The 23,001-nt window shown below is 58.5% G+C and carries 19 protein-coding genes and 1 tRNA gene; 3 read left to right on the forward strand and 17 right to left on the reverse strand.

What is annotated here, in order from left to right; all coding sequences use genetic code 11:
* Positions 1 to 142: 142 nt before the first annotated feature.
* The 6 genes from ACN1C3_RS04665 to ACN1C3_RS04690 form a co-directional block, all read right to left on the reverse strand.
* A complete protein-coding gene (locus tag ACN1C3_RS04665; protein WP_419114622.1) occupies positions 143 to 1,090 on the reverse strand; it encodes a SphA family protein in 948 nt (315 codons plus the stop codon).
* A 43-nt stretch (positions 1,091 to 1,133) separates the two neighbouring features.
* Positions 1,134 to 1,676: a flavin reductase family protein gene (locus ACN1C3_RS04670; protein ID WP_419114623.1), complete on the reverse strand. Its 543-nt coding sequence runs from the start codon at positions 1,674 to 1,676 to the stop codon at positions 1,134 to 1,136.
* A gap of 25 nt (positions 1,677 to 1,701) precedes the next feature.
* On the reverse strand, positions 1,702 to 2,940 hold the full coding sequence (locus tag ACN1C3_RS04675) for a styrene monooxygenase/indole monooxygenase family protein (RefSeq protein ID WP_419114624.1): 1,239 nt from the start codon (positions 2,938 to 2,940) through the stop codon (positions 1,702 to 1,704).
* 79 nt (positions 2,941 to 3,019) lie between these two features.
* Entirely contained in the window at positions 3,020 to 3,805 is a 786-nt protein-coding gene (locus ACN1C3_RS04680) for an SDR family oxidoreductase (protein WP_419114625.1), read from the reverse strand.
* Positions 3,806 to 3,815: 10 nt separating this feature from the next.
* Positions 3,816 to 5,060, reverse strand: a complete 1,245-nt coding sequence (locus ACN1C3_RS04685; protein WP_419114626.1) for a dienelactone hydrolase family protein — start codon at positions 5,058 to 5,060, stop codon at positions 3,816 to 3,818.
* Between the two features lie 312 nt (positions 5,061 to 5,372).
* Positions 5,373 to 5,906, reverse strand: a complete 534-nt coding sequence (locus ACN1C3_RS04690) for a lecithin retinol acyltransferase family protein (protein ID WP_419114627.1) — start codon at positions 5,904 to 5,906, stop codon at positions 5,373 to 5,375.
* A gap of 493 nt (positions 5,907 to 6,399) precedes the next feature.
* Between ACN1C3_RS04690 and ACN1C3_RS04695 the strand changes: the two genes are divergently transcribed.
* Positions 6,400 to 7,425, forward strand: coding sequence for an AraC family transcriptional regulator (locus ACN1C3_RS04695; protein WP_419114628.1), 1,026 nt, complete (start codon positions 6,400 to 6,402; stop codon positions 7,423 to 7,425).
* A 135-nt stretch (positions 7,426 to 7,560) separates the two neighbouring features.
* Here the strand turns inward: ACN1C3_RS04695 and ACN1C3_RS04700 are convergent, their stop codons facing one another.
* Positions 7,561 to 8,664 carry a GlxA family transcriptional regulator gene (locus ACN1C3_RS04700; RefSeq protein WP_419114629.1) on the reverse strand — a complete coding sequence of 368 codons (1,104 nt, stop codon included), beginning with the start codon at positions 8,662 to 8,664 and terminating at the stop codon, positions 7,561 to 7,563.
* Positions 8,665 to 9,193: 529 nt separating this feature from the next.
* On the opposite strand from ACN1C3_RS04700, the gene ACN1C3_RS04705 reads away from it, so the two are divergent.
* Positions 9,194 to 9,853 carry an MliC family protein gene (locus ACN1C3_RS04705; RefSeq protein WP_419114630.1) on the forward strand — a complete coding sequence of 220 codons (660 nt, stop codon included), beginning with the start codon at positions 9,194 to 9,196 and terminating at the stop codon, positions 9,851 to 9,853.
* 60 nt (positions 9,854 to 9,913) lie between these two features.
* Here the strand turns inward: ACN1C3_RS04705 and ACN1C3_RS04710 are convergent, their stop codons facing one another.
* On the reverse strand, positions 9,914 to 10,807 hold the full coding sequence (locus tag ACN1C3_RS04710) for a pirin family protein (protein ID WP_419114631.1): 894 nt from the start codon (positions 10,805 to 10,807) through the stop codon (positions 9,914 to 9,916).
* A 339-nt stretch (positions 10,808 to 11,146) separates the two neighbouring features.
* Here ACN1C3_RS04710 and wrbA point away from each other — a divergent pair, with 339 nt between their 5' ends.
* Positions 11,147 to 11,749 (forward strand): NAD(P)H:quinone oxidoreductase, encoded by a 603-nt coding sequence (gene wrbA, locus ACN1C3_RS04715; protein ID WP_419114632.1) that lies wholly within the window; start codon positions 11,147 to 11,149, stop codon positions 11,747 to 11,749.
* Positions 11,750 to 11,943: 194 nt separating this feature from the next.
* On the opposite strand, the gene ACN1C3_RS04720 is transcribed toward wrbA, so the two are convergent.
* From ACN1C3_RS04720 to ACN1C3_RS04760, 9 genes are all read right to left on the reverse strand, one after another.
* Positions 11,944 to 12,849: a hypothetical protein gene (locus ACN1C3_RS04720; protein ID WP_419114633.1), complete on the reverse strand. Its 906-nt coding sequence runs from the start codon at positions 12,847 to 12,849 to the stop codon at positions 11,944 to 11,946.
* Positions 12,850 to 13,021: 172 nt separating this feature from the next.
* Positions 13,022 to 13,117 (reverse strand) — tRNA-Sec (locus ACN1C3_RS04725).
* Positions 13,118 to 13,123: 6 nt separating this feature from the next.
* On the reverse strand, positions 13,124 to 15,043 hold the full coding sequence (gene selB / locus ACN1C3_RS04730) for a selenocysteine-specific translation elongation factor (RefSeq protein WP_419114634.1): 1,920 nt from the start codon (positions 15,041 to 15,043) through the stop codon (positions 13,124 to 13,126).
* Positions 15,040 to 16,464, reverse strand: a complete 1,425-nt coding sequence (gene selA, locus ACN1C3_RS04735) for an L-seryl-tRNA(Sec) selenium transferase (RefSeq protein WP_419114635.1) — start codon at positions 16,462 to 16,464, stop codon at positions 15,040 to 15,042. The genes selB and selA overlap by 4 nt, the downstream gene beginning before the upstream one ends.
* Positions 16,465 to 16,684: 220 nt before the next feature.
* Positions 16,685 to 17,611: a formate dehydrogenase accessory protein FdhE gene (gene fdhE, locus ACN1C3_RS04740; RefSeq protein WP_419114636.1), complete on the reverse strand. Its 927-nt coding sequence runs from the start codon at positions 17,609 to 17,611 to the stop codon at positions 16,685 to 16,687.
* Between the two features lie 4 nt (positions 17,612 to 17,615).
* Positions 17,616 to 18,269: a formate dehydrogenase subunit gamma gene (locus ACN1C3_RS04745; protein WP_419114637.1), complete on the reverse strand. Its 654-nt coding sequence runs from the start codon at positions 18,267 to 18,269 to the stop codon at positions 17,616 to 17,618.
* Positions 18,266 to 19,216 (reverse strand): formate dehydrogenase subunit beta, encoded by a 951-nt coding sequence (gene fdxH / locus ACN1C3_RS04750; RefSeq protein WP_419114638.1) that lies wholly within the window; start codon positions 19,214 to 19,216, stop codon positions 18,266 to 18,268. The genes ACN1C3_RS04745 and fdxH overlap by 4 nt, the downstream gene beginning before the upstream one ends.
* Positions 19,216 to 22,281, reverse strand: coding sequence for a formate dehydrogenase-N subunit alpha (fdnG, locus tag ACN1C3_RS04755; protein WP_419114639.1), 3,066 nt, complete (start codon positions 22,279 to 22,281; stop codon positions 19,216 to 19,218). Before fdnG ends, fdxH begins: the two co-directional genes overlap by 1 nt.
* 228 nt (positions 22,282 to 22,509) lie before the next feature.
* Positions 22,510 to 22,839 carry a hypothetical protein gene (locus ACN1C3_RS04760; protein ID WP_419114640.1) on the reverse strand — a complete coding sequence of 110 codons (330 nt, stop codon included), beginning with the start codon at positions 22,837 to 22,839 and terminating at the stop codon, positions 22,510 to 22,512.
* Positions 22,840 to 23,001 lie beyond the last annotated feature (162 nt).

Here is a 23,001-nt window from a genome sequence, read left to right on the forward strand (position 1 = left end):
GCATATCAGGACAGTATTGTCAGAGGAAGTACGAGGTGCGGACATGACTGAAAGGTCCCAAAAGGAAAAAAAAACCTGCCCATAAGGGCAGGCAGAAGACCAAAGTAATAGGAAGCTATGGAGCACAATGACTGCGGCGGTCTTAAAAGTGATGAACATAGCGCACTTGCACACGACTCCCCTCTGGACGGTTCTCGACGTCCTGTTCGAAGTACGCGTTCAAAAACACATGATCGTCCTTGGAGAAGCTATACATTGCTCCCGGACCAATGGCCCATACCTTTTCTCGACGGCCGGAAACCTCATGACCATCGACTTTGGTATCGGTGATTTGCTTTAGCCAATAGCCATTGATACCCAGGCGCAGCTGCGGCGTCACCGCATACTCGGTCGCAAAGTTTGCATGTAAGGCCTGGCCAGCTTGAATATCATCAGCGCCACCAAACCCCGGTCCCGGATCATCATTCTTGCCGTTGTAAAGATAGTGAGCACGAACCGACGCTGTCCATTTTGGCGTAAACCAATAAGTAGCTGCCCAATAGGGGTCAAACGACCAGGCGTTGGCTCCGGGGTTGATGTCATGTTTATTGTCGTATTTACCGGTCGGAACATTGACCTGCAACTCGATGCGGTGCACGAAACGAGGTCCATCGGGCCCCATGATCGGATCAAACTGGATCATCGGGCCTAACAGAAGATCCCCCAGACCACTTTGAGCCTTTATCGCCGCATTATTCAGTCCGTCATCAACTTCCATGCTGGTCACAAAAGGCAGCACAGCGTTCATGCCCAGCGTTGCATTCCCCAAGCGAAGATCGGAAAAATAGCTGACTTGAGTCACTGCGACCTGATAATCCAGTTCTTGCTTGGGCAAACCCAGCGCCTTGCCATTTTGATCTCGAAAACGATTAGCACTGTAGTTCTGGAAGTACTCCTGGAAGTACCATCCCGGTCCGGCTGGCGGGGCGCCGTCGAGGAAACTGGTTAAACCCAGATTGACCACCGGCAAGTCATACGCCTGCGCCGGATTAACTCCCAAGAGGCCAGAGCCCAACACGCACACCGATAGCAGTTTTATTTTTATTTTCATGACGCTCTCCACTTGCAGCAAGGCTAAAGGCAAGATTCCTGACTTATCGACTCAACCCGGGATGTTCTGCAGCCACTCGATACTGCCCGCCGTGAAACACCAACGGCTCCCCTGCGCCATGGCGGTAGTGCTCGACTTGCCCAAGGAAAATCAGATGGTCACCGCCCTCGTACTGAGTGACATTGCGGCAGACCAGCGTGGCGATCACACCCTCGAGAAGCGGTACCCCAGCCTCTCCGGCCGTGAAGGCCACACCAGAGAACTTGTCGGGTGCAGGTCGTGCAAAACGTCCGGAAATATCGTGCTGATCAGCCCCCAAAACGTTGATCGCAAAGTGGCTACAGGAGAGGTAGTCCACCAGACTCGGAGCGTTGCGAGAAATGCTCCAAAGCACCAGTGGCGGATCGAGCGAGACCGACGAAAACGAATTAGCGGTCATGCCAACGTTGCGGCCATCTGCCGTATGCGTGGTGATAACGGTGACACCCGTGGCGAACTGCCCCAGCAGGTTACGCAACTCGCGCGGATTACAGTCCTGTGCGCTAACCAGTTCGTGCTGGGTAGACTCTGCGGTAAATGCATTCATGATGAACTCCTGGCTCGATGGCGGCTCAAGCGACCTGACGAGTCTTTTCCTGAATAAAGGCTTGGCAAGACTGGGCGTCGAACCACCAAGGGGCAAAATTGCGTGGATCATCGAAGCCATTGACGATGGCCGATGCCAGAGGCTTTGACTGACTGGCGGCGCCAAGCAGTTCGAGCAGGTGCTGAGGCGGTGGCGTCAGCATGGTGTTGGTCCACTTGACCACATGCCGGGCATAGCTCCAGTACTGCTCGAAGGTTTCGTGCATCCAGTCGGGGCTAAAGCCTTGTGCGCCACGGGCGACAATCGCATCCAGGTAAACCTTGCTGCACTTGGCAGCATTGTTCGAGCCCTGGCCAGTAATAGGGTCGTTGACCACAAGCGCATCGGCCATGCCAAAAACCTTGCGCCCCGACGGCAACGTAAGCACCGGTTTGCGTACCATCGGCGTGAATCTGCCGGACAAGAAGCCCTTGTCATCAGTCATTTCCACGGAGCGGCAGCGTTCGGCTTCCCAAGGGACGTAACGATTGATCAGCTCCAGGCTTTTTTCGAGATGTTGCTCGGCAGATGTAATCCCCTGCCAGCAGTCCATCGGCCCGCCCGGAATTCCTTCAAAGACCATGATTTCGCAAGGTCCGGTGGTCGTCAGGCAAGGAAACACAAAGTACTCGCCTACTCCTGGAATCAGGTTGAAGCTGACCCGGGAAAACGGCGACATCGGTGTCATGCCCTTCACATAGGTCAATGACAGCGCCCTTTGCGGCTGCTGAAACTGAGTACGCTCGGCGTCTTTTTCGAACAGATTGACGATTTCACCCTTGCCCGCAGCCAGCAGTACCAAGTCATGGGTGGTCGACAAAAGCTCCAGCTCAGCCACGCCGACATCCTGGATAATCACCTCACCGCCACGCTTTGCGACCTCGTCCAGCCATACCGGCATTTTCAAACGCTGATCGACGGATTGGGCGTAGCGATCCAGCCGGGCACTCCAGCTGAACAGTGGCTCATTGGGCTGCTCTGGGTCAGGCACTGCCAGACCAATACCTTCAACAGCCGGGCATTGGTCTTCCCAGAAGTTCAGCCCCAGATCACGCTCGCTCTGCAAGGCGGCGTTGAACATGCATTGACTGGACATCACTTTACCGTTGCGAATGTCCTCGCCATTACGATTAGTGGTCAAGGTCACATGGTAGCCCTTGGCGAGCAGGCCTAGAGCGAGTTGCAGGCCGGCTTGACCGGCTCCGACGATGGCGATTCGACGCATTGTTATTCTCCTGGTTATCGACGGTTACAGGTGCAGCATTCGGCAGTCGCCGAACAGGGTTTCTTGTTAGGGTTTTGTGTTACTCGGCAAGCCGTGGTATCGCCGGCAGGTTCTGTTCCGGTCCCATGACCGAGTAGCCTCCATCGACGGCATAATCCGCGCCCGTCACAAAGCTGGCGGCGGGTGAACATAGAAACGCCACCACATTGGCCACTTCGGAGGGTTCTCCCAGGCGCCCCAACAGGTGATAGGAAGCGGCGACTGCATCAGCCTTTTCACGGTTACCGCCGCTGACTTCGGCGATCACTCGCGACCAGGTCCAGCCAGGCGATACCGAATTGACACGGATGCCGTCAGCAGCAAGGTCCATGGCCATGCAGCGGGTCAGCTGCACCATCGCGGCCTTCGAGACTGGATAGAGCCAACGCCCGGTCTGGGCACACTTGGCCGAGATGGAAGTGAAATTGACAATCGCACCGCGTCGGGCTTTAAGGTCCTGATGCACTGCTTGAGTCAATGCCACGGCCGACACCAGGTTCACATCAAGCGCTTGCAACCAATCCTGGCGACTGGAGGCAAAGCCCTGGTCGCTATAAGTGCAAGCCAGATTGATCAGCAAATCGATGCCGCCAAAACGTGCGCGCACCTCTTCGACCGCAAGCGCAATGAGTCCGTCATCCGTCACATCGAGGTGAAAAAATACGGCTCGCTCGCCGAGCTCGGCCGCCGCCTTGAGACCCGCTTCACGATCGATATCGAACAGCGCAACGCTAGCCCCTGCGCCCATCAACGCCCGAGCGACGGCGGAGCCAATCAGGGTCGCGCCACCACTGATCACAGCCACCTTGTTCTGTAGATGAGACATGGTTATCCCCTTAAACCGATTTGTCGGCGCTGGAGGCCCAGCTCGGCATCAACGTATTGGAAGGCAGCGATTCATCGAGCAGTTTTTGGGCGGTCACCACACCGGCCACTGGCAACCCTGTCGGGTCAAGCAGGCCGATCTGAACCAGCACACTGGCCTGATCCCAGTAGATATGTTCGTGATAAAGCTTGGGACCGCGGAACTTGACTACGCCAAGCATCGGGATTTCGACGTAGCGCCCGGTAGGTGCCACCCCGGGAAGCATCCAGTCGATCTCGGAGTCATGGGTAAAGCTCATGATGAATTCATCGACGATTTGCGACGCACCGACCGTGCGAGACAGTGGTGTCAGCTTCATATCCTTGGGATTACCATGGACGAAGTGATGCTGGTAGAAGCGGCTCAACTCTTTCGCACCCACGCCGCCGGTCATGGTCGGTATGTGATTGACGTAAGGTTCAGCGACCATGGTGGCCATGGTTGCAGGTACGTCCCGGGTATCGAACTCGTGGCGCACGTGCTCATCCCAGAGATCTGAAAGGTTGTAGTCAGGGCCCAGAACCCGACGCAATGCAGCAACCGTCCGTTCGTGAGCCAACAGTGCAGACGGTTTGTGATAGTGATGGCCGTTAGGGCGAGCGAAGGCGTGATCAACTCCCGGGTAAACGTAAAGTTCAACACCTGGCTTGTCGTGCAGAACCTTCTGAATCGCGGACCGAGCCTCGGTGGGACAGAACTGATCTTGTTCGGCCATATGGAGCACCAGGCGACCCTGCAGACCTTCAGCTTCCGACAAGGCGTTTTCAATACCCACGCCGTAGTAACCGACGGCACAGGTCACTTCAGGCAACCGACAGGCCGCCAGGTAAGCCAGCTTGCCGCCCAGGCAGTAGCCCACAACACCCAGTTCACCCGGATTACATTGGGGCAAGCTTTGCAGGGCATTCAGACTGGCGCGGATATCATCAATACCAAGTGCCTCGTCAAAACCTTGGTAGAGCTCATAAGCGCGACCAAAGTCTGCCTCGGTGTAACCTAATTCGACACCGGGCTCCTGGCGCCAGTACAGGTCCGGAACCAGCACGGTGTAACCTTCCTCGGCCAACAGGTCAGCGACTTCACGCATAGCCTGGTTAACGCCGAAAATTTCCTGACAGAGCACCACGCCCGGTCCGCGACCATCGACAGAGGTCGCCATATAAGCCTGGAAGTGACCGCCGGACAGAACCGGCACGCTGACATACTGGCCTTTCATATCGAATCTCCAAGGGTTCAGGAATGTTGGAGATGATATTGGGCACCTTCAGCGGCGCCGACTATCCGCTGAATGCGACGCCTGTCCGTGACATGCAGGAAGTTACCTGGAGGGGCAGGACCCGATGGGCAAAATGAAATAAAGCTGTGTGAATGGCCTGAAGATGAACAGAGCGACACCGGTTGCAAAGAGCCGCCCTTCTCCCTCGATATGCTCGACGGCAAAAAGAAACGCAGGAGGGTCGATTCATACAGGAGTCGAATGAACACGCTGCTTAGCGTGATCATTGATCTGAAGGTTAAAAGCGAAGCATTAAACGATGGCGGCGCGCTGAAACAGTCCAGGCAGAGCTTGCAGAAGCAGCCGCAGCGCTGCGAAGGGATGAACCGCAAAATTGCGCACCTGGTCACTGCGACTCTCGCCATAAAGGCACCAATTGCAGAAATGCTCGCAGTTATTGGTCAGCAGTCGGTATTGATTTTCTCCCATGCGAGACAGCGCTCGCCGGACCACTTCTTCTCGTTGAAATCTGATCCGTTGGGCAGTACGGATCCAGACCGGATTCCCCGAGGAAAACCGTTGCAACTCAATCACTTCGACAGGACCCGCGTGCAAGCCTGAACAAAGACCGGAGTAGTGAACGACTTGAGACGCTCCCAGGTAAATCCCATGATGGTAATAACCATTTCGGGAGGTGATGAGATGGCTCCCCACGGGAACCTCTGCGTCAGCCATCCAATCCCAGTCATACCATTGGCGGGTCGGAAGTTCCTCTGACAGCGAAGATGTAAAGGACATGTTCATCGTGCTTCGCCCTACCAGAATTGTGGCGGGTACCGCCCGCATTGACCTGGACGGCGCTCCCACCTCAGTTAATTCAGAAGCGTTGGTACGATATTGAACATCTGCCTCCAGAGGGACTATCCGCTGGGCGCTAAACCTGTCCACGTCATGCAGAAAGGTTTCTGATTCGGCCTGCCGGGCTTTTCAGCTCTGCACCGAGAATCGGCGAGGCAATAGACTCCGCAACTGACTCACAAACGCTGATTGACCATTCCTCAAAAAACACGAAACAGCCAACGAAAAGAACGTTGGACGCCTAAGGTTCGCGGGAGGATTCCAGGATCGAATGAATCATGCTCAGCAACAGCCTGAACAAAGGGAGCGCCGCATGGCATGCCCATTGCTTAAGCAGGTAGATAGCCCCGATGAGGGCACAAAAAGAAACGGACATGTCCACAGGTTATCCGGTTTATGCAGCGACTATCCTTATCCTGCAAAACCTCGGTAACACAACTGTGCGCAATGCCTTGAAACCGTGCATGCAAGTGAGGCGACCATGAGCCTGAGTGCCATCCTGCAGAGCAGCGGCAGTCTCTTTGACAGAGCTTCGCTGTTCACCCCAGAAAATCAGCTGTTTCTTCTCAATGACCTGGAAGCCATTCGCAAAGGCGTCAGCAGCGTCTTCACAAATCATGATCTGCGTTGCGTAGAAGAAACCGACTGCATCAGTGCACGAATGCACCATGTCAATCGTGGGCACCTGTCCTTGAACAGGCTGGAGTATGGAGCAAGGGTTAACATCGACCCCGGTCGCCTGGGAAGTTTCTTTCTGATCCAGATCCCCATCAGTGGCCAGGCGCACATAATGTGCGGCGACCATGATTTTATCTCCACTCCCCATAAAGCCTCGTTGATTTCACCCACTCTGCCGTTATCGATGTGCTGGGACGCCAACGCCCCCCAAATGGCACTTCGAATCGAACGCAGCGAAGTTGAATACCATTGTGCCCAGCACCTCGGTCATGTGATGGACAGATCGCTAGAGTTTCATCCCGAACTCGACCTGACCACCCCGGGTGGGAATTACTTCCTCCAATTGATCACCATGCTGGCTGATGCGATTACATTGGACGAACACCCACTCCACCACGCCCTTGTGCTTAAGCAGTTCGAGTCCGTCCTGATCAATGCATTGGTCTATGGCCAACCCAACAACCTGCGAGAACAACTGGAGTGCGCCAGTAAACCAAAAACGCTGCCCTATTTCGTCAAGAGAACCGAGGAGTATATGCGGGCTCATGCACATGAACCGCTTAGCGTAGAGCAGTTGGCCGAGCACGCTGGGGTCAGCGTTCGCACACTGTTTGCCGGCTTCCGCGATTTTTGCGATACCACGCCCATGGCCTATCTGCGCAACCTGCGATTGGAACAGGTGCATCTCGAATTGAGCAGTCAAAGTCATGATGCGTCGGTAACCGATATCGCGTTCAAATGGGGCTTTGCCCACCTGGGGCGGTTTGCCCAGGAATATAAAAAACGTTTCGGTGAGGCACCTTCAACGACGCTCAGATTCCGAAGCTGATATCGATTATTTAAACCAAACGGACGACGCCGCAGACTATAGGGACTCTGCGGCTTTCAATCACTCCATCAACCCACTACGGCTGACTGGTAGACGCCGATCGCTCTCCTGCGGCGATGGATCCGACGGATCGGGCTATATCCGAACACTGGCAAAAGTTGATTCGTTGCGGGCTTGGCTGAGTGCCGTCAACGGTCCGGACAACGGCGACAGCACCAGGGCCTGTGGCAGCGGCGTCATCGCCACTTGTTGTGTGGTGTTGGAACTTACACGCTCATCGCGTGGCGGAATACCGTAGTACTCGCGGTAGCATTTGGAGAAGTGCGGTGTGGACACGAAACCGCAGACCGACGCCACTTCGATGATCGACATCGGCGTTTGTTTGAGCAATTGCCGCGCGCGGATCAAGCGCAGCTTCAGGTAATAACGTGACGGCGAGCAGTGCAGGTACTTCTGGAATAGCCGCTCCAGCTGACGTCGCGAAACGGCGACGTACACCGCCAGTTCGTCGAGATCAATCGGCTCTTCAAGGTTGGCATCCATTAGCGCCACGATTTCCTGCAACTTCGGCTGGTTGGTGCCGAGCATGTGTTTGAGCGGCACGCGTTGGTGATCCTGTTCGTTGCGAATGCGCTCGTAGACGAACATTTCCGAGATCGCCGCTGACAGTTCGCGACCGTGATCGCGGCTGATGAGGTGCAGCATCATATCCAGCGGCGCGGTGCCGCCGGAACTCGTGAAGCGATTACGATCGAGGGTGAACAGCCGGGTGCTCATGGTCACCCGCGGGAAGGCTTCCTGCATTGCGGCCAGGCATTCCCAGTGCACACTGCAATCGAACCCATCCAGCAAGCCGGCACCGGCCAGAGCCCAACTGCCGGTGCACACTGCGCCCAAGCGTTTGGACTGACGTGCCTGACTCTGTAGCCACGAAACATGTGCGCGGGTCACCGTGCGCTGAATGCCGATCCCGCCACAGACAATCACAATGTCGAGTGGCGGCGCTTTGTGCATGGCGGCATCAGGAGTGATCTGCAGACCGTCACTGGCCCAGACTTGACCGCCATCGACGGTGAGTGTGGTCCAGCGATACAGCTCACGGCCGGATAACTGATTCGCCATGCGCAGAGGTTCCACTGCGGACGCCAGGGAAATCAGCGTGAAATTGTCCAACAGTAAAAAACCGATAGATTGAGGCGCACGGATTTGGGGTTTCACCCCGGAATTGAACGTCGTCATCGCAGAATCTCCTCACACAAAGCGGGTGAATGGCCTCAGGCGCAGGCTCTTTTTATTGCTCGTCCGGCGAGCTATTTGTATTTACTTGCAAAACTCACACCTAAGTTCAATGGCGCCTTCTATAGCGTTCAAAAAGCGACATCCCGATGCCTCTATCTCGATAATCGCAAGGGGTGAGGTTAAAAGCGGAGGAGATGTGGTCAACCGCTCTACTCATTGGTCGTGAGCAATACCGTAGCGTTTTTGGGAAGGAGTGCCTGAAAATAACAACTTGCTTGTTACCGACATGCACAGGTCGGTTTTCGAGAAGAACAATGGGCGATGACGTTAGTGGGTAGACTTGCACATTGCACCAACCTGAAGATCTCAGCGGTGCCCGGTGCGTACGCATCGGGCGGAGCAGGATGGGTGGCAAGTTTTGAGCACTGACTTACACTGCGATACACCCAATGCGAACGAATGACTGTTCAACGGATCGATAGGTCCCACGGCAATCCGGGCATCACGTAATGATCTGGGTGAAGCCAATATGAAAACGGTCACGGCCCTTTTCACCTGTCTGCTCGCTGCCAGCGTGTGCGCGGCGACGAGCACCTGTGCAAATGCTGCGTCCCCTTCGCGAATCTTCAAGACCAGCTTCGACTGCGCCACGGCAAGGGCATCCGTCGAAAAGCTTATCTGTCGCGATCCGCAACTGGCGCAGATGGATATCGAACTGACGCGTCTTTATCGCCTGGCGCTCACTGATGAACATTCAGAACCGCGTCCAGACAAAGTCATGATCGACCAGCAGTTCTGGATCGAGGCCCGCAATCAGTGTGCCTCCACGCCTGCGCCCAAGGCGTGCACGATCCAAAGTTATGCCGAGCGCGCGCACCAGCTACGCCAAGGCTCGGCAATTGTGAGAACCAAGGATCCAGACAGACTCACCGAAGGCCCCCTGGCTTTTCGTTGTACAGGGTTTAACGCGCTGATTGCCGCCACCTTTTTTAGCACGCAGCCTGGTGTCGTGTACCTGAAATGGGCGAACACTTCGATCACCCTGAGCCAGGTGCAGAGTGATTCGGGAACCCGATACACTGGCAAGGATTACCAGGGGAACTACAGCTTCTGGCAAAACGGCAACGTGGTCCTTTTCCAGAAGCCAGGCTCAGGGGAAATGAGTTGTACGGCCGAGCCGGTCGGCTGATTTCTCTGGCGCAAGTACGGTTACACAGTCAGTTAAGACACTACCAGGGCCTGAGGCGGGTCACTTGTAGATCGGTACTGAAACCGATCCGGACCTCTGCCCTGCCTCTGCTTGCAGACGTTTGCCCAACTCCGCGATCTTTGCCTCTCCCGCTTTCAACGCCTCCAGGCTGGTGTGCACGGAGTAATTACCCATCTTCAGGTCGTGCGGGTGAGGAATCGCCGACCCCAGCACAAACACTGCGTCTTGCTTATCCCCGGCCTTGAGTTTCAGCGCACCGTTACCTGGCGTGAAAACGACGAGTTCTCCCGCCTGGACAAGCTCCGGGGAATGAAGGGTTCCTCGACTGGCGCTGAGCCAAAGCACCTTGTGCCCGGCCGGTGGCTGATACTCCCAACTCTGGCCCGCGGTCAGTGTCACCAATAGATAATTCAGGCCAGAAGGCGCGCGTACGGGGCTGCGGATGCCCTGGTAGTCGCCGACGATCACGCGTGCTGGCCCAGCCTGTGGGATGGCATGTGCTTCCAGGTACTGGCTGTCGACCGGCGCGCTTTCCAGGTCAGCGGGCAGCGCGATCCACAGCTGAAACCCCTGGATCCGCGCCGATGTGCCGGCAGACATTTCCTTACCATGCCAGACACCGGCGCCTGCGCGCATCCATTCGACTCCGCCGTAACCAATGAATCCGGAACCTGAGTCCGGATCGTCAAAGCGAAGGTTGCCTTCGGTGATCAAGGTAATGGTCGCGATCCCCGAATGGGGATGCAGCGGCATGCTGCCAATGAGTGACGTATCGGCATCGATCAGGTCGAGAAACACAAACGGCTTGAGCAACCGGCCCAGGTCCGAGGGGCTCATGAGCCGGACAATGGGGCCCTGTCCATGACCGCGGGTGCGCAGGCTGATGCTGCGCGAGACATCGTTTTGGAGAGAGGTGGAAGGATTCATGGTCATGCCCTCGTCGTTTTCGAGGTTGCGTCAGAGAGATTAAGTGCCATGGAGTGTCTTTCCTGAATGGGATTACGAAGTTGAGCCCAGCGTAACCAGCCGCTTATAGGTTTAGTAGTAGGTATAATTGACTTAGACCCGTCCATTTATGGAAGTAATGCTGTGCTGGATCTCAATGAAATCTCGATGTTTGTTCAGGTGGTGCTGTCAGGCCGCTGATAGCCCGCTCTTTGGGCGTGCTCTGGCCATGGAGTGTGCTAGTTGGTGCTAGTGTTAATTTGCATCCTCGCGGTGCAATTCAAGATTCTTCAAATCCATCGAATGGCTCCCAACCCAGGAGGAATCATGGCTAAAGTACTTGTGCTCTATTACTCAATGTACGGTCACATCGAAACGATGGCTGAGGCAGTCGCCGAGGGTGCACGATCAGTGCCCGGCATTGACGTGACGATCAAGCGTGTCGCTGAAACCATCCCGGCCGAGCAAGCTGCAGCCTCCGGTGTAAAACTCGACCAGAAGGCACCCGTGGCGGTGCCTGACGAATTGGCCAATTACGACGCCATCATCTTTGGCACTCCGACGCGCTTTGGCAATATGTCCGGGCAGATGCGCACGTTCCTCGACCAGACCGGCGGACTGTGGATGAAAGGCGCTCTCGTTGGGAAGATCGGCAGCGTTTTCGCGTCGACCGGCACCCAGCACGGTGGCCAGGAAACCACCATTACGTCGTTCCACTCCACGCTACTGCATCAGGGCATGGTGATCGTGGGTGTGCCTTACACCTGTTCAGGATTGACCAATATGAACGAGATCACCGGCGGTACACCCTATGGTGCGACCACCCTGGCAGGAGCCGACGGAAGCCGACAACCTTCACAGAATGAATTGGATATTGCGCGTTTCCAAGGCAAACACGTCGCTGAGCTTGCAATAAAGATCGCCGGTTAATCCAAAAGCTCGAACACGCAACTTCGGTCGTGAAACGACCCGCCCTGAGTCGACTTTCTCACTGAGTTCCCTCTTGTCCTCATGCCAGGTTCTGCACTGAATCTGACATGAGGATCCTTCCATGGGCCGTTTTTTTCACGCCTGTTTGGAATCGTACATACGCATGCCGAAGCTTGGACTTCGGCAGCCTCGTTTCACGATACGGTTGCCGGCCGATAGGGCTCGATATATCCGCAGCCCAGGATCTGACTCAGGCGCATCGCATCGCTCATCCGGCGAAACAGTCCGGGAGTCATCCACGGCGCCTGACCGTCAACATTGGGCGCTCCCAATCCGGACATCAGGTCGTCGATCAGAATGGATCGGGTTTCGAAAGAGATTCGTGTCAACCCAGTGCTATTGCCGACTCCGGCATGGGCATGTGCCCCGGAGAAGGCAATAAGACTCCCTGGGGCGATATCAACGGCAAACCCCTCCTGCGGGTCAATTGCTTCCAACAGATGCGGGATGGCCTCATCGGCATCCACAGCATTGCGTCCGTCTCGATGCGATCGCTGCAGAACAGCGCGCATATCGAAATCTGCACTCGAATTGAGGAGCGGTCGCTGCCATAGGCCCGGATACAAGGCGAAGGTTCGCCCTGCGGTGATGGGATAGATAGGCGCCCACCAGTTCGTTTGCGCATAGATATTCGACCCCCAGGTATCGCGGTGAAAAGCAATGGTGGCCGTCGTGCGGGCACGCGGCGTGAACTGCTCTGGCTCGCGATGTGGCTGAAAACGCAAATGCAGGCGATCGCAAGCCAAGGTGTCCGGTGCAATTCCAAGGCTTTCCACTACGTCCAGCCATCGATGTTGGACCTCTGCGGAGCCCGCGAAGTCGCTCTGACATTTTGAAAATCGAACAGCCTGCTCACGGTGGCTCAAATAGCGATGGATCTGTTGCGGTTGCCAGGGATGCAGCGCGTCTTCGAGGAATGTACGCGCATATTCCACCAACTTCGTCATGGGCTGTAAGTCAGTGAAGCGAATGATCTCGCCGGAATAGATCCGGTCGTGGAATTGGCGAGCGGTGCTCGGTATGGCAAGCGAGCTGTACATGATCGGAAGTCCCCTGAATATGCGCCCTTGACTTTAAAAGCACGCGGATTGCAGGGGAAGTGGCAGGTGAGGCGAAAAAGAACAGATCAGTCCCTCACAACGGGAGCACCAGGCGAGCAGCAAGAATGCCGCTCGCTGACGCCGTGATTCTGATTTTCTACCTCTTTTTAAATGGCGGAAGGCAGCGGGAGTCGAACCTGCCCGGGAACGGTTGCCGCCCCCAACCGGGTTTGAAGCCCGGCCGCGCCACCGGACGCGATTGCCTTCCTTGAAGTCAGTCCTCGATTCTCTGCGCCAGAGCATTGTCCGGACGGATGCAGCGCTGGTCGCCAAGCCGGCGGGTCAAGCCGATCCGGTCGAAGAACTCGAGTATCTGGATGCTGCGTTTACGGCCGATTCCTACCTTGTCGCGAAACGCCGCCGCTTGAATCACCGGATTGTCGGCGACCAGTTGCAAGAGCATAGCCGCCAATTCGCGCACCGTAGCGTCAGCGTAAAACAGGTCACGGACGACTTGGTGAACAAGCCCTAATCTCGCCATCTTGCGCAGCAGCAAGCGCACATCAGCTTCGTCACGGCCGATGGCGATGGCCAGGCTGCGGACCCAGGGCGGATCAAAACCCGCCTGTTCGAGCAGCGGCTGTAACTGGTGCCACATAACCTCGTCTTCTTCGCTCAGGCGTGCCTGGTGTTCGGGCAAATGCAGCCACGGCCCACTGGCTTCAATAGCGCCACTGGCCAGTAATTCGTCAAGCATGCTGATGAATGTCGGTCGGTCCAGCGGCGTGGCCGCGAACCGGCGCAAGCGATCTCGGTCTGGCCCCAGTTCGTCCGGTTCAAGTTGATGAAAGCGCGCCAGTTGCTCCAGCAGCGAAGTTTTAAGGGCTTCCCAACGTACAGTGTTGAACAATAACGGACCTTGGCGCGTAGCAATGACACGGACATCCGCCGGCAAATGCCAGGTGCTGCGCAGGCGATTGAACTGGCGCTCCAGGCGTAGTGGATCGAGCCCGGTGTCACTGTTGGCAAGCAGCACCGGCAGTATCTGCTCCAGGCTTTCGCTTGCGGCCAGGGCCTGTAGCTGCGTCAGTCTGGTTGGACTGCGGCGCTGGCGGGCCGGTGCAAACGGGTCGAGCACCCGCCCGCCGCCGAGGGTGCGCCGCGCGCTCTGGTCGCGCAGCACCAGGCGGTCGCCATGCACCGCCTGCAACGGAGTGTTCAGCAACAATTGCCCGAACATCCGCTCACCCGGCGCCAGGCGTGTGCCCTCCAGCAATGCGACCCGAGCAGTGACGTCCTGAGTGCCCAAATGCACGTGCACCGGGCTGAAATGTTCGAAGGCGCGTGGTTCGCTGGCCAGCAATTGCATCTCGATGTCCAGGCGCTGCGTGGGCGCGAACAGCCACTCGGCCAGCAACCAGTCGCCGCGGTGGATCTGTTCCAGGGCCAGGCGTTCGGCACTCAGGTTCAACGCCACCCGCTGGCCGGCCCAGGCCTCGCCGGCGACGTGGTTCTGCGCATGCAAACCACGCACCCGCACAGGCTTGCCAGCCTGGCCCAACAGGAGGGTGTCGCCCACCCTCACCTGCCCGGCCAGAGCCGTGCCGGTGACCACAATACCGGCTCCGGCGATGCTGAAGGCGCGGTCGATTGCCAGGCGAAATCCGCCGCAAACGGCGCGCTGCCGGACCTCACGCTGGGCGGCCAGCAATGCCTGGCGCAGGGCCTCGATGCCCTCCCCGGTCAGGCTCGACACCGCGAATTGCGGCGCGCCGCAATAGGGCCCAGGTGCCAGCAACGCGGTGACCTGGGCGTGTACCGACTGCACCCGGGCGGGCTCGACCCGGTCGCATTTGGTGATCGCTACCAGCGCCTGGGGGATGCCCAATAGCTCGACGATCGCCAAATGCTCGCAGGTCTGGGGCATGACCCCGTCATCGGCAGCCACCACCAGCAGCACCAGGTCAATGCCTTGGGCACCAGCGAGCATGTTATGGATAAAGCGCTCATGGCCGGGCACGTCGATAAAACCCGTCATGTCCGCCCCAGGTTCCAACGGCGCGTAAAGAAAGCCCAGGTCGATGGTGATTCCGCGTTCGCGTTCTTCCCGGCGACGGTCGCCGGCTTGCCCCGTCAGGGCTTTGAGCAACGCTGTTTTGCCGTGGTCGATGTGTCCAGCGGTGCCGACGATCACCTTACCTCCCCCACCCCTTGCAGCTGGTCCAGTTGCGCGAGCCAGGCAACCTCATCGTCCAGCACGCGCAGGTCCAACCACAGGGCATCGTCGTCAATACGACCGATCACCGGAATGGGCAAGGCTCGCAAGGCTGCTTCCAGGCAATGCAGCTGCCGTCCGCGCAACCGTTTTGGCACCTGCGGACGCAGGCACAGGGCAGCGCTTGGCAACCGAGCCACTGGCTGGCTGCCGCTGCCGATCATTCCGAGTGCCGGCAACGCGGCCACCCCCCAACTGTCGCCCAACACCTGCGCCAGCAGCGGACGCAGGCGTTCGGCCTGAGCGAGGATATCGGCCCGCGGACGGGTGAGCAGGCGCAGACTGGGCAGGCGTTCGGCCAACCGGTCGGGGTCGCGGTACAGCCCCAGCACTGCCTCGAGGGCGGCCAGGGTCAGTTTGTCCACCCGCAAGGCACGTTTGAGCGGGTTCTTCTTGATCCGGGCAATCAGCTCCTTGCGACCTACGATCAATCCCGCCTGGGGACCACCGAGCAACTTGTCACCACTGAAGGTGACGATATCGGCCCCGTCGACCAGGGCCTGGCGCACCGTGGGTTCGGCGGGCAGGCCCCAGCGGGTCAGGTCCAACAGACTGCCGCTGCCCAAATCTTCAAGCAATGGCAGTCCGTGCCGGTGGGCCAGTTGTGCCAGCTCGGCGGTCGGCACGTGGGCAGTAAAGCCCTGGATGCTGTAATTGCTGGTGTGTACGCGCATCAACAAACCACTGCGTGGGCCGATGGCGGCTTCGTAGTCTCGGGGATGGGTGCGGTTGGTGGTGCCGACTTCATGCAGCCTGACCCCGGCGCGAGCCATGATGTCGGGGATGCGAAACGCACCGCCGATTTCGATCAGCTCGCCACGGGAAATAATGCCCTCTTTACGCGCCCCCAGGCTGTTGAGCGCGAGCAACACGGCGGCAGCGTTGTTGTTGACCACCGTCACCGCCTCGGCACCGGTCAGCTCGCGTATCAGGCCTTCGATCAGGTCGTCACGGTCACCGCGCTTGCCGCTTTCCAGGTCGAATTCCAGATTGAGCGGATAGCGGGCAGCCTGTTGTACCGCCTCGATCGCTTCCTCGGGCAACAGCGCCCGCCCGAGATTGGTATGCAGCACCGTGCCGGTGAGGTTGAACAGCCGCCGCACTCGACTGCGGTGCTGGATTGCCAGACGTTCGCCTGCCCTCCCCGCCAATACCTGAGCCGTGAGTTCAACGGCGTCGAGTTGGCCCAGTTGAACCGGTTCACGCAGGTCATCGAGCAACTGCCGCAGGGTGGCGAGCAAGGCGTCGCGGCCATAGCGCTCGGTCAGCGGCTGGCAGGCGGGACTTCGCAGCAGACTGTCGATGGAGGGCAGATGCAATGGGGCCTTGGCAGACAACATAGAAACTTCCACAGTCTGTACAGGCTTTGAGTGTAGATGCCGTCTTGCTCCTCGTAAGGCAAGCGCTAACTTTGGGTCAAATGGTGGCCCCTGTAGCAGCTGCCAAAGGCTGCGTCCGCTCGCGAAGCGGGCGCAGGATTTATGATTGCATGAAAGTCCTGCGGACTTTGACGCAGCCTGGCGGCAGCTGCTACAGGGGTTACGGTATGCGTACCGGTGATCAATCTCCCCCAGGCGTCAGCATCAGGTTCGGCGCCAGACGCTGGTAACCTTCCAGGTCCAGGCGCATGTCCAGCGCCAAGCTCGCCAGGTCCGCCGAGAGCGCTTCGGCGTCAGCGTCATTTTCCAGGTAGAGCAGTTTCAGGTAGCGGTTGCAGCCGGGGCAAATTTCAGCCCGCAGCGGCGCCTGGTTGGCCGTATGGCGGTCATCCTCGAAACTGACGTAATTGAGTCCTTTGCTCTGCTCGCAGTAGACGCATTTGACCCGCACCACATGCCATTCGCAGGCACACAGCGAACACACCAGGTAGCGCAGCCCGTTGTACTTGCCCCGCTGGTGAATCACCCCGGCCATGGCCGGCGAACCGCAGGCCGGGCATTGACCAAGGCTGGCGCAAGGCTTCAAATCGCACGCCGGCATGCTGAGCAACCAGTGGCTCCAGGCCGCCTGCAAGGCCGCGCCGAGAAATGGCACCACTGCTGCCGGCAGCCCGGCATACTGGCCGCTGAGCAAGGCGATCGCCCAGACCTTGCGTTGCCCGACGCTGGCGTTGTGCAAGGTTGCCACGGCATTTTTCACTGCAGATCGCGGCGGCGCCTGGTAACGCCGCAGCAAGACGTCCAGGTACGGCAGCCAGCCGTCCTCGCGCACCAGACTGTCGGCGGCCAGCGGTGGCAAGCCATGCTCCTGGCACAACAACAGGCGTTCGGGGGCTGGGGGCGGAGACAGCGGCGGTTCGTCCAGCAGACTCTGCTGGAGGTGGCACAGACCGGCGACCAAATGCAGGTAGTCGGCCAGTGGATGCCCGTTTGCCAATCGCTCCAGGCGCATCGCGCGCAAGGTGAACAGGTTGTGCGGCGGCAGGCGCAGGAACGGCGGCGTGCTCGCCGACGCTTCGATCTGGCCGGGTTCGAGTATCGTGCTCAAGGCATCATCCTTTTTTGCTTATCGGGCGGTCGGGACTCTCGTCGCGCGTCACTTCTCGATACCAGAGTTCATGGTGTTTCTTCGCCCAGGCGCGGCTGACCCAGCCATGCAGCATGGCGCCGACCGAGCCTTTGATCCAGATGCCGGCATAGATGTGCACGATGATGCTCAGCACCAGCACGAAAGCCGCCAGGGCATGCAACAGCATCGCCAGGCGAATCAACGTGATACCGAAATATTGGCTGAAATAGACCCGCCAGATCACCACTCCGCTAAACAGAAGCACCAGCATGCAGGCCAGCAGGGTCCAGAACAGCAGCTTCTGCCCGGGGTTGTATTTGCCGATCGGCGGCACTCCCTCCTCCTCGTTGCGCATCACCCGGTCGATCCGTTTGAGCCACAGGCGGTCGTTGGCGATAAAGAAATTGGCCCGCCAGAAGCGGATCACCAGCCCCAGAAAAAACACGAACATCAGCACGCCCATGAAAGGGTGCAGGATGCGCGTCCAGGGCCCGCCGCCGAATAACTGGCTGAGCCAGAACAGCGCCGGATGGAACAGTGCCAGACCCGACAGGGCCGCCATGAAGAACAGAATCGCCACCAGCCAGTGGTTCGTGCGTTCGTTGGCGCTATAACGCAGGATCGTTTTGTCTTTCATGGTTGTTTGCCCTCCTGCGGCCCAGGCGTGTTCGGGTCATAGACATGCACGGCCGGGTCAACCTCATGCACGCTGGTGTCCTTGCCGGGTGGGTGCTCGTCCTCCTCGACCCGCTGTGGGCCGATGCGTACGTAGTGGAAGAAGCCCGCCAGCACCGCGGCCCCCATGGCCAACAACGCCAGTGGTTTGCTCACGCCTTTCCACAGTCCTACCAATGGGCTGATGACCGGCTGATTCGGTAAGCCGGCGTACAACGATGGCTGGTCGGCGTGGTGCAGCACGTACATCACGTGGGTGCCTCCGACGCCGTCGGGATCGTAGAGACCGGCGTTGTCGAAACCCCGTGACTTGAGGTCAACGATGCGCTCGGCGGCATGCTCTTTCATGTCCTCCTTGCTGCCGAACACGATGGCGCCGGTCGGGCAGGTCTTGACGCAGGCCGGTTCCAGCCCTACCGCCACCCGGTCCGAGCACAGTGTGCATTTGTAGGCCTTGTGGTCCTTCTGCGAAATGCGCGGAATGTTGAAGGGGCAGCCGGTGATGCAATAGCCGCAGCCGATGCAATGGTCCTGGTCGAAGTCGACAATGCCGTTGGCGTGCTTGATGATTGCCCCCGGACTCGGGCACGCCGCGAGGCAGCCAGGTTCGGCGCAGTGCATGCAGCCATCCTTGCGGATCAGCCATTCGAGGTTGCCGGCGTCGGTTTCGTGCTCGGTGAAGCGCATCAACGTCCAGGTCTGGGCACTGAGGTCCTGAGGGTTGTCGTAGGTGCCGTGGTTGTGACCCACCTCCTCGCGCAATTCATTCCATTCCGAACAGGCCACCTGGCACGCCTTGCAACCGATGCACTTGGTGGTATCGATCAGCTTGGCGACTTCCTCCTGTTGACGCACCGAGGGCGGCAAGGTGGTGGTGGCCGAACGGGCAATGATGTCTTGGCTGGCCATCAGATTTTCTCCACATTGACCAGGAATGACTTGGATTCCGGGGTCTGTGTATTGCCGTCACCGAGGAATGGCACCAGGGTGTTTGTCAGGTAGCCATGCCGGGTCGCTCCAGTGAAACCCCAGTGCAATGGGATGCCAATCTGGTGCACGGTCTGGTTGTTGACCTGCAGCGGACGGATTCGCTTGGTCACCACCGCCACCGCTTCGATATGCCCGCGCTTGGAGCTGACCCGCACCCGGTCACCGGCGGCAATACCCTTCTCCTTGGCCAGGACTTCACCAATCTCGACGAACTGCTCGGGCTGGGTCACGGCATTGATGGGGCAATGCTTGGTCCAGAAGTGGAAGTGCTCGGTCAGCCGGTAGCTGGTGGCGGCATAGGGGAAGTCCTTGGCCGTTCCGAGGCTCTCCCAGACCGAATCGAAGATGCGCCCGGCCGGGTTGCTGGTCGCCTTCTTGTTGGTGGGGTGCAGAGGGTTGATGCCGATAGGCGTTTCGAACGGTTCGTAATGTTCCGGGAACGGGCCTTCGTTCATCTTGTCGAGGGCGAAGAAACGCGCCACCCCTTCGGGGTTCATGATGAAAGGGTTCATGCCCGCTTCCGGCGCCACGTCGGCCTTGTAGTCGGGCACGTCGGTGCCACCCCAGGCCTTGCCGTTCCACCACACCAGGCGCTTTTTCGGATCCCAGGGTTGCCCCTTGGTGTCGGCCGAGGCGCGGTTGTAAAGGATGCGCCGGTTCATTGGCCAGGCCCAGGCCCATCCCAGGTTCTGCTTCATCCCGAAGGGGTCGCTGTTGTCGCGCCGGGCCATCTGGTTGCCTTGCTCCGTCCAGCTGCCGCAGAAGATCCAGCAGCCGGATGCTGTGCTGCCGTCGTCCTTGAGCTGGGCGAAACCGGACAACTGCTGCCCGGCCTTGATCGTCGTTCCCGTGGCGTCGGTGACGTCGGCAATGGCGTAGCCGTTGAACTCCTTGGCAATCTCTTCCGGTGTAGGGTCGCCGGGCACCTTGTAGGGCCAGCTGAGCTTGAGAATCGGCTCGGCGAAGGCACCGCCGTTGGCCTGGTAGCGCTGACGCAAACGGATGAACAGGTCGCTCATGATCTTGATGTCGGTGCGTGCTTGCCCTGGGCCGTCGGCGCCCTTCCAGTGCCATTGCAGCCAGCGGCCGCTATTAACCAGTGAGCCGTCCTCTTCGGCGAAGCAGGTGGTGGGCAGGCGGATGACTTCGGTCTGGATGCTGGCCGTTTCGACATCGTTGTAAGGCCCGACATTGCGCCAGAACTCCGAGGTCTCGGTGGCCAACGGGTCCATCACCACCAGCCACTTGAGTTTGGCCAGCGCGGCCATCACACGGTTTTTGTCGGGCAAGGCAGCGATGGGATTGAAGCCCTGGCAGACGTAGCCGTTGATCTGCCCGTTGGACATCATGTCGAACACTTTCAATATGTCGTAGCCGGGGATGTCCAGCTTGGGCAGCCAATCATAGCCCCAGTGGTTGTCGGCGGTGGCGTTGGCGCCGTACCAGGCCTTCATCAGACTGACGTGGAACTTGCCGTAGTTCTGCCAGTAGGACAGCTGCCCAGGCCGCAACGGCTTGAGCGCACGTTTGGCGATGTAGGTGTCGTAGTCCTGTTCGGCATCGCCCGGCAGGGTCAGGTAGCCCGGTAGCAGATTCGACAACAGCCCAAGGTCGGTCAGGCCCTGGATATTGGAGTGCCCGCGCAGGGCATTGACGCCCCCGCCCGGCATGCCGACGTTGCCCAGCAGCAGTTGCACCATGGCCGCGCTGCGAATCATCTGCGAACCGGTCGAATGCTGGGTCCAGCCCAGGGCATAGAGGATCGTCATGGTCTTGCCCGGTTGCGAGCAGGTGGCGATCTCCTCCCAGATCTTCTGCATGGCGTCTTGCGGCATGCCGCAGATCTGGCTGGTCAGCTCCAGGGTGTAGCGGCTGTAGTGCTGCTTCATCAGCTGGTAGACGCAACGCGGGTCCTGCAGGGACGGGTCGACCCTGGCGAAACCGTCCTCGCCGATTTCATAGCCCCAGCTGGACTTGTCGCTGTAGGTACGCTTGGCCGCGTCGTAGCCGGTAAACAGCCCGTCCTCGAAGCCAAAGCCGGCCTTGACGATGAACGACACGTCCGTATAGGCATGCACGTACTCGTGCTGGATTTTGTTTTCAGTGAGCAAATAGTTGATCAGACCGCCCATGAAGGCGATGTCGGTGCCGGTGCGAATCGGCGCGTAATAGTCGGCCACCGAGGCGGTACGGGTGAAGCGCGGGTCGATCACGATCAGTCGTGCCTGATTGTGCGCTTTGGCTTCGGTCACCCATTTGAAGCCACAAGGGTGGGCTTCGGCGGCATTACCGCCCATGACCAGAACCAGATTCGCGTTGGCGATATCGGTCCAGTGGTTGGTCATCGCACCTCGGCCATACGTTGGGGCAAGACTTGCCACCGTCGGGCCATGTCAGACACGTGCCTGGTTATCGAACCCCAGCATGCCCAGACTGCGAACGACCTTGTGGGTCATGTAACCGGCCTCATTGGAGGACGCGGATGCGGCGAGAAAACCCACCGTCAGCCAACGGTTGACCGTCTGGCCCTGGGCATTCTTCTCGATGAAATTGGCGTCACGGTCGGCCTTCATCAGGTCGGCGATGCGATCCAGCGCTTCATCCCAGGACACCCGTGTCCACTCCTTGCTGCCCGGTTTGCGCACCTGCGGATATTGCAGCCGGCTGGGGCTATGGATGAAGTCCAGCAGGCCTGCGCCTTTGGGGCACAGCGTGCCGCGATTGACTGGGTGGTCGGCGTCACCTTCGATATGGATGATGTTCTGGGTGACGTTCTTGGCCCTGTCGCCCTGGCTGTACATGATCAAACCGCAACCCACCGAACAGTAGGGGCAGGTATTGCGGGTTTCATTGGTATGGGCCAGCTTGAAGTGGCGTACTTGCTCGGCGAAGGCTGGCGCGGGTGCCATGCCCAGCGCGGCCAGACTGGAGCCTCCAAGGCCGATAGCGGCGACCTTGAAGAACTGACGACGGTTGAGGTCCATCGTGCACTCCTGATCAGGTGGAGTTACCCGGTATTTGGCCGGGAAATCTTGAACCATCACGGTGGCTGCGGTACGGCCGCCGACACTTGACACTTTAGCCAAGATTGCAAGGGATGTAATGAAACCCGATCATCGGCGATGTACTAATCACATCTTTCAAGCTGAAACCGTGCTCCGCACGCTGGGATGGCCCGGCCGTAAAGTAGCACTAGAGAGCTGACTAAAACTCTACCTTCGCGCCAACTCATGCTTGATGCATTGCTCGTAGTACGTTTGCTTGATTTCAGCAGGTTTGAGACGCGAAGCGCTGTTATAGGTTTGCTCTGTAATACCCAAGGCCGTCATGCGCATCCACGGCTGGTGAAATTTGTGGGTCTGTAGCCTGTTGCGCGCACCATAAAGCGTAATCCCGGAAAGTTTCGATTCTTGGGCGCCTGCGGCTACTCCCGAACCCCAACTGCACACAAAGCGATCGTTTTTGCTCAATGCCTTTGCCTGAGACTCAGACGAGATACCTGCTAAAAAAAGCATTGCAAGGGTCAATACTAAAGTCCGCATAGAGCCACACCTAACCTTCTGAAAAGAAAGCAAGTTTGACAACGAGCCCGAGATTCGGGGGCCAGCAATGTGCCTCATTTTATGGAGATGTTTGGTGTTCAATCAGAACGGCGGCGTTCTTGTTTCTGTGTTTCCCGGGATTGCGTGACGAACCAAAAAAAA

The sequence above is a fragment of the Pseudomonas sp. H11T01 genome, from assembly GCF_048515765.1.
GTDB lineage: Bacteria > Pseudomonadota > Gammaproteobacteria > Pseudomonadales > Pseudomonadaceae > Aquipseudomonas.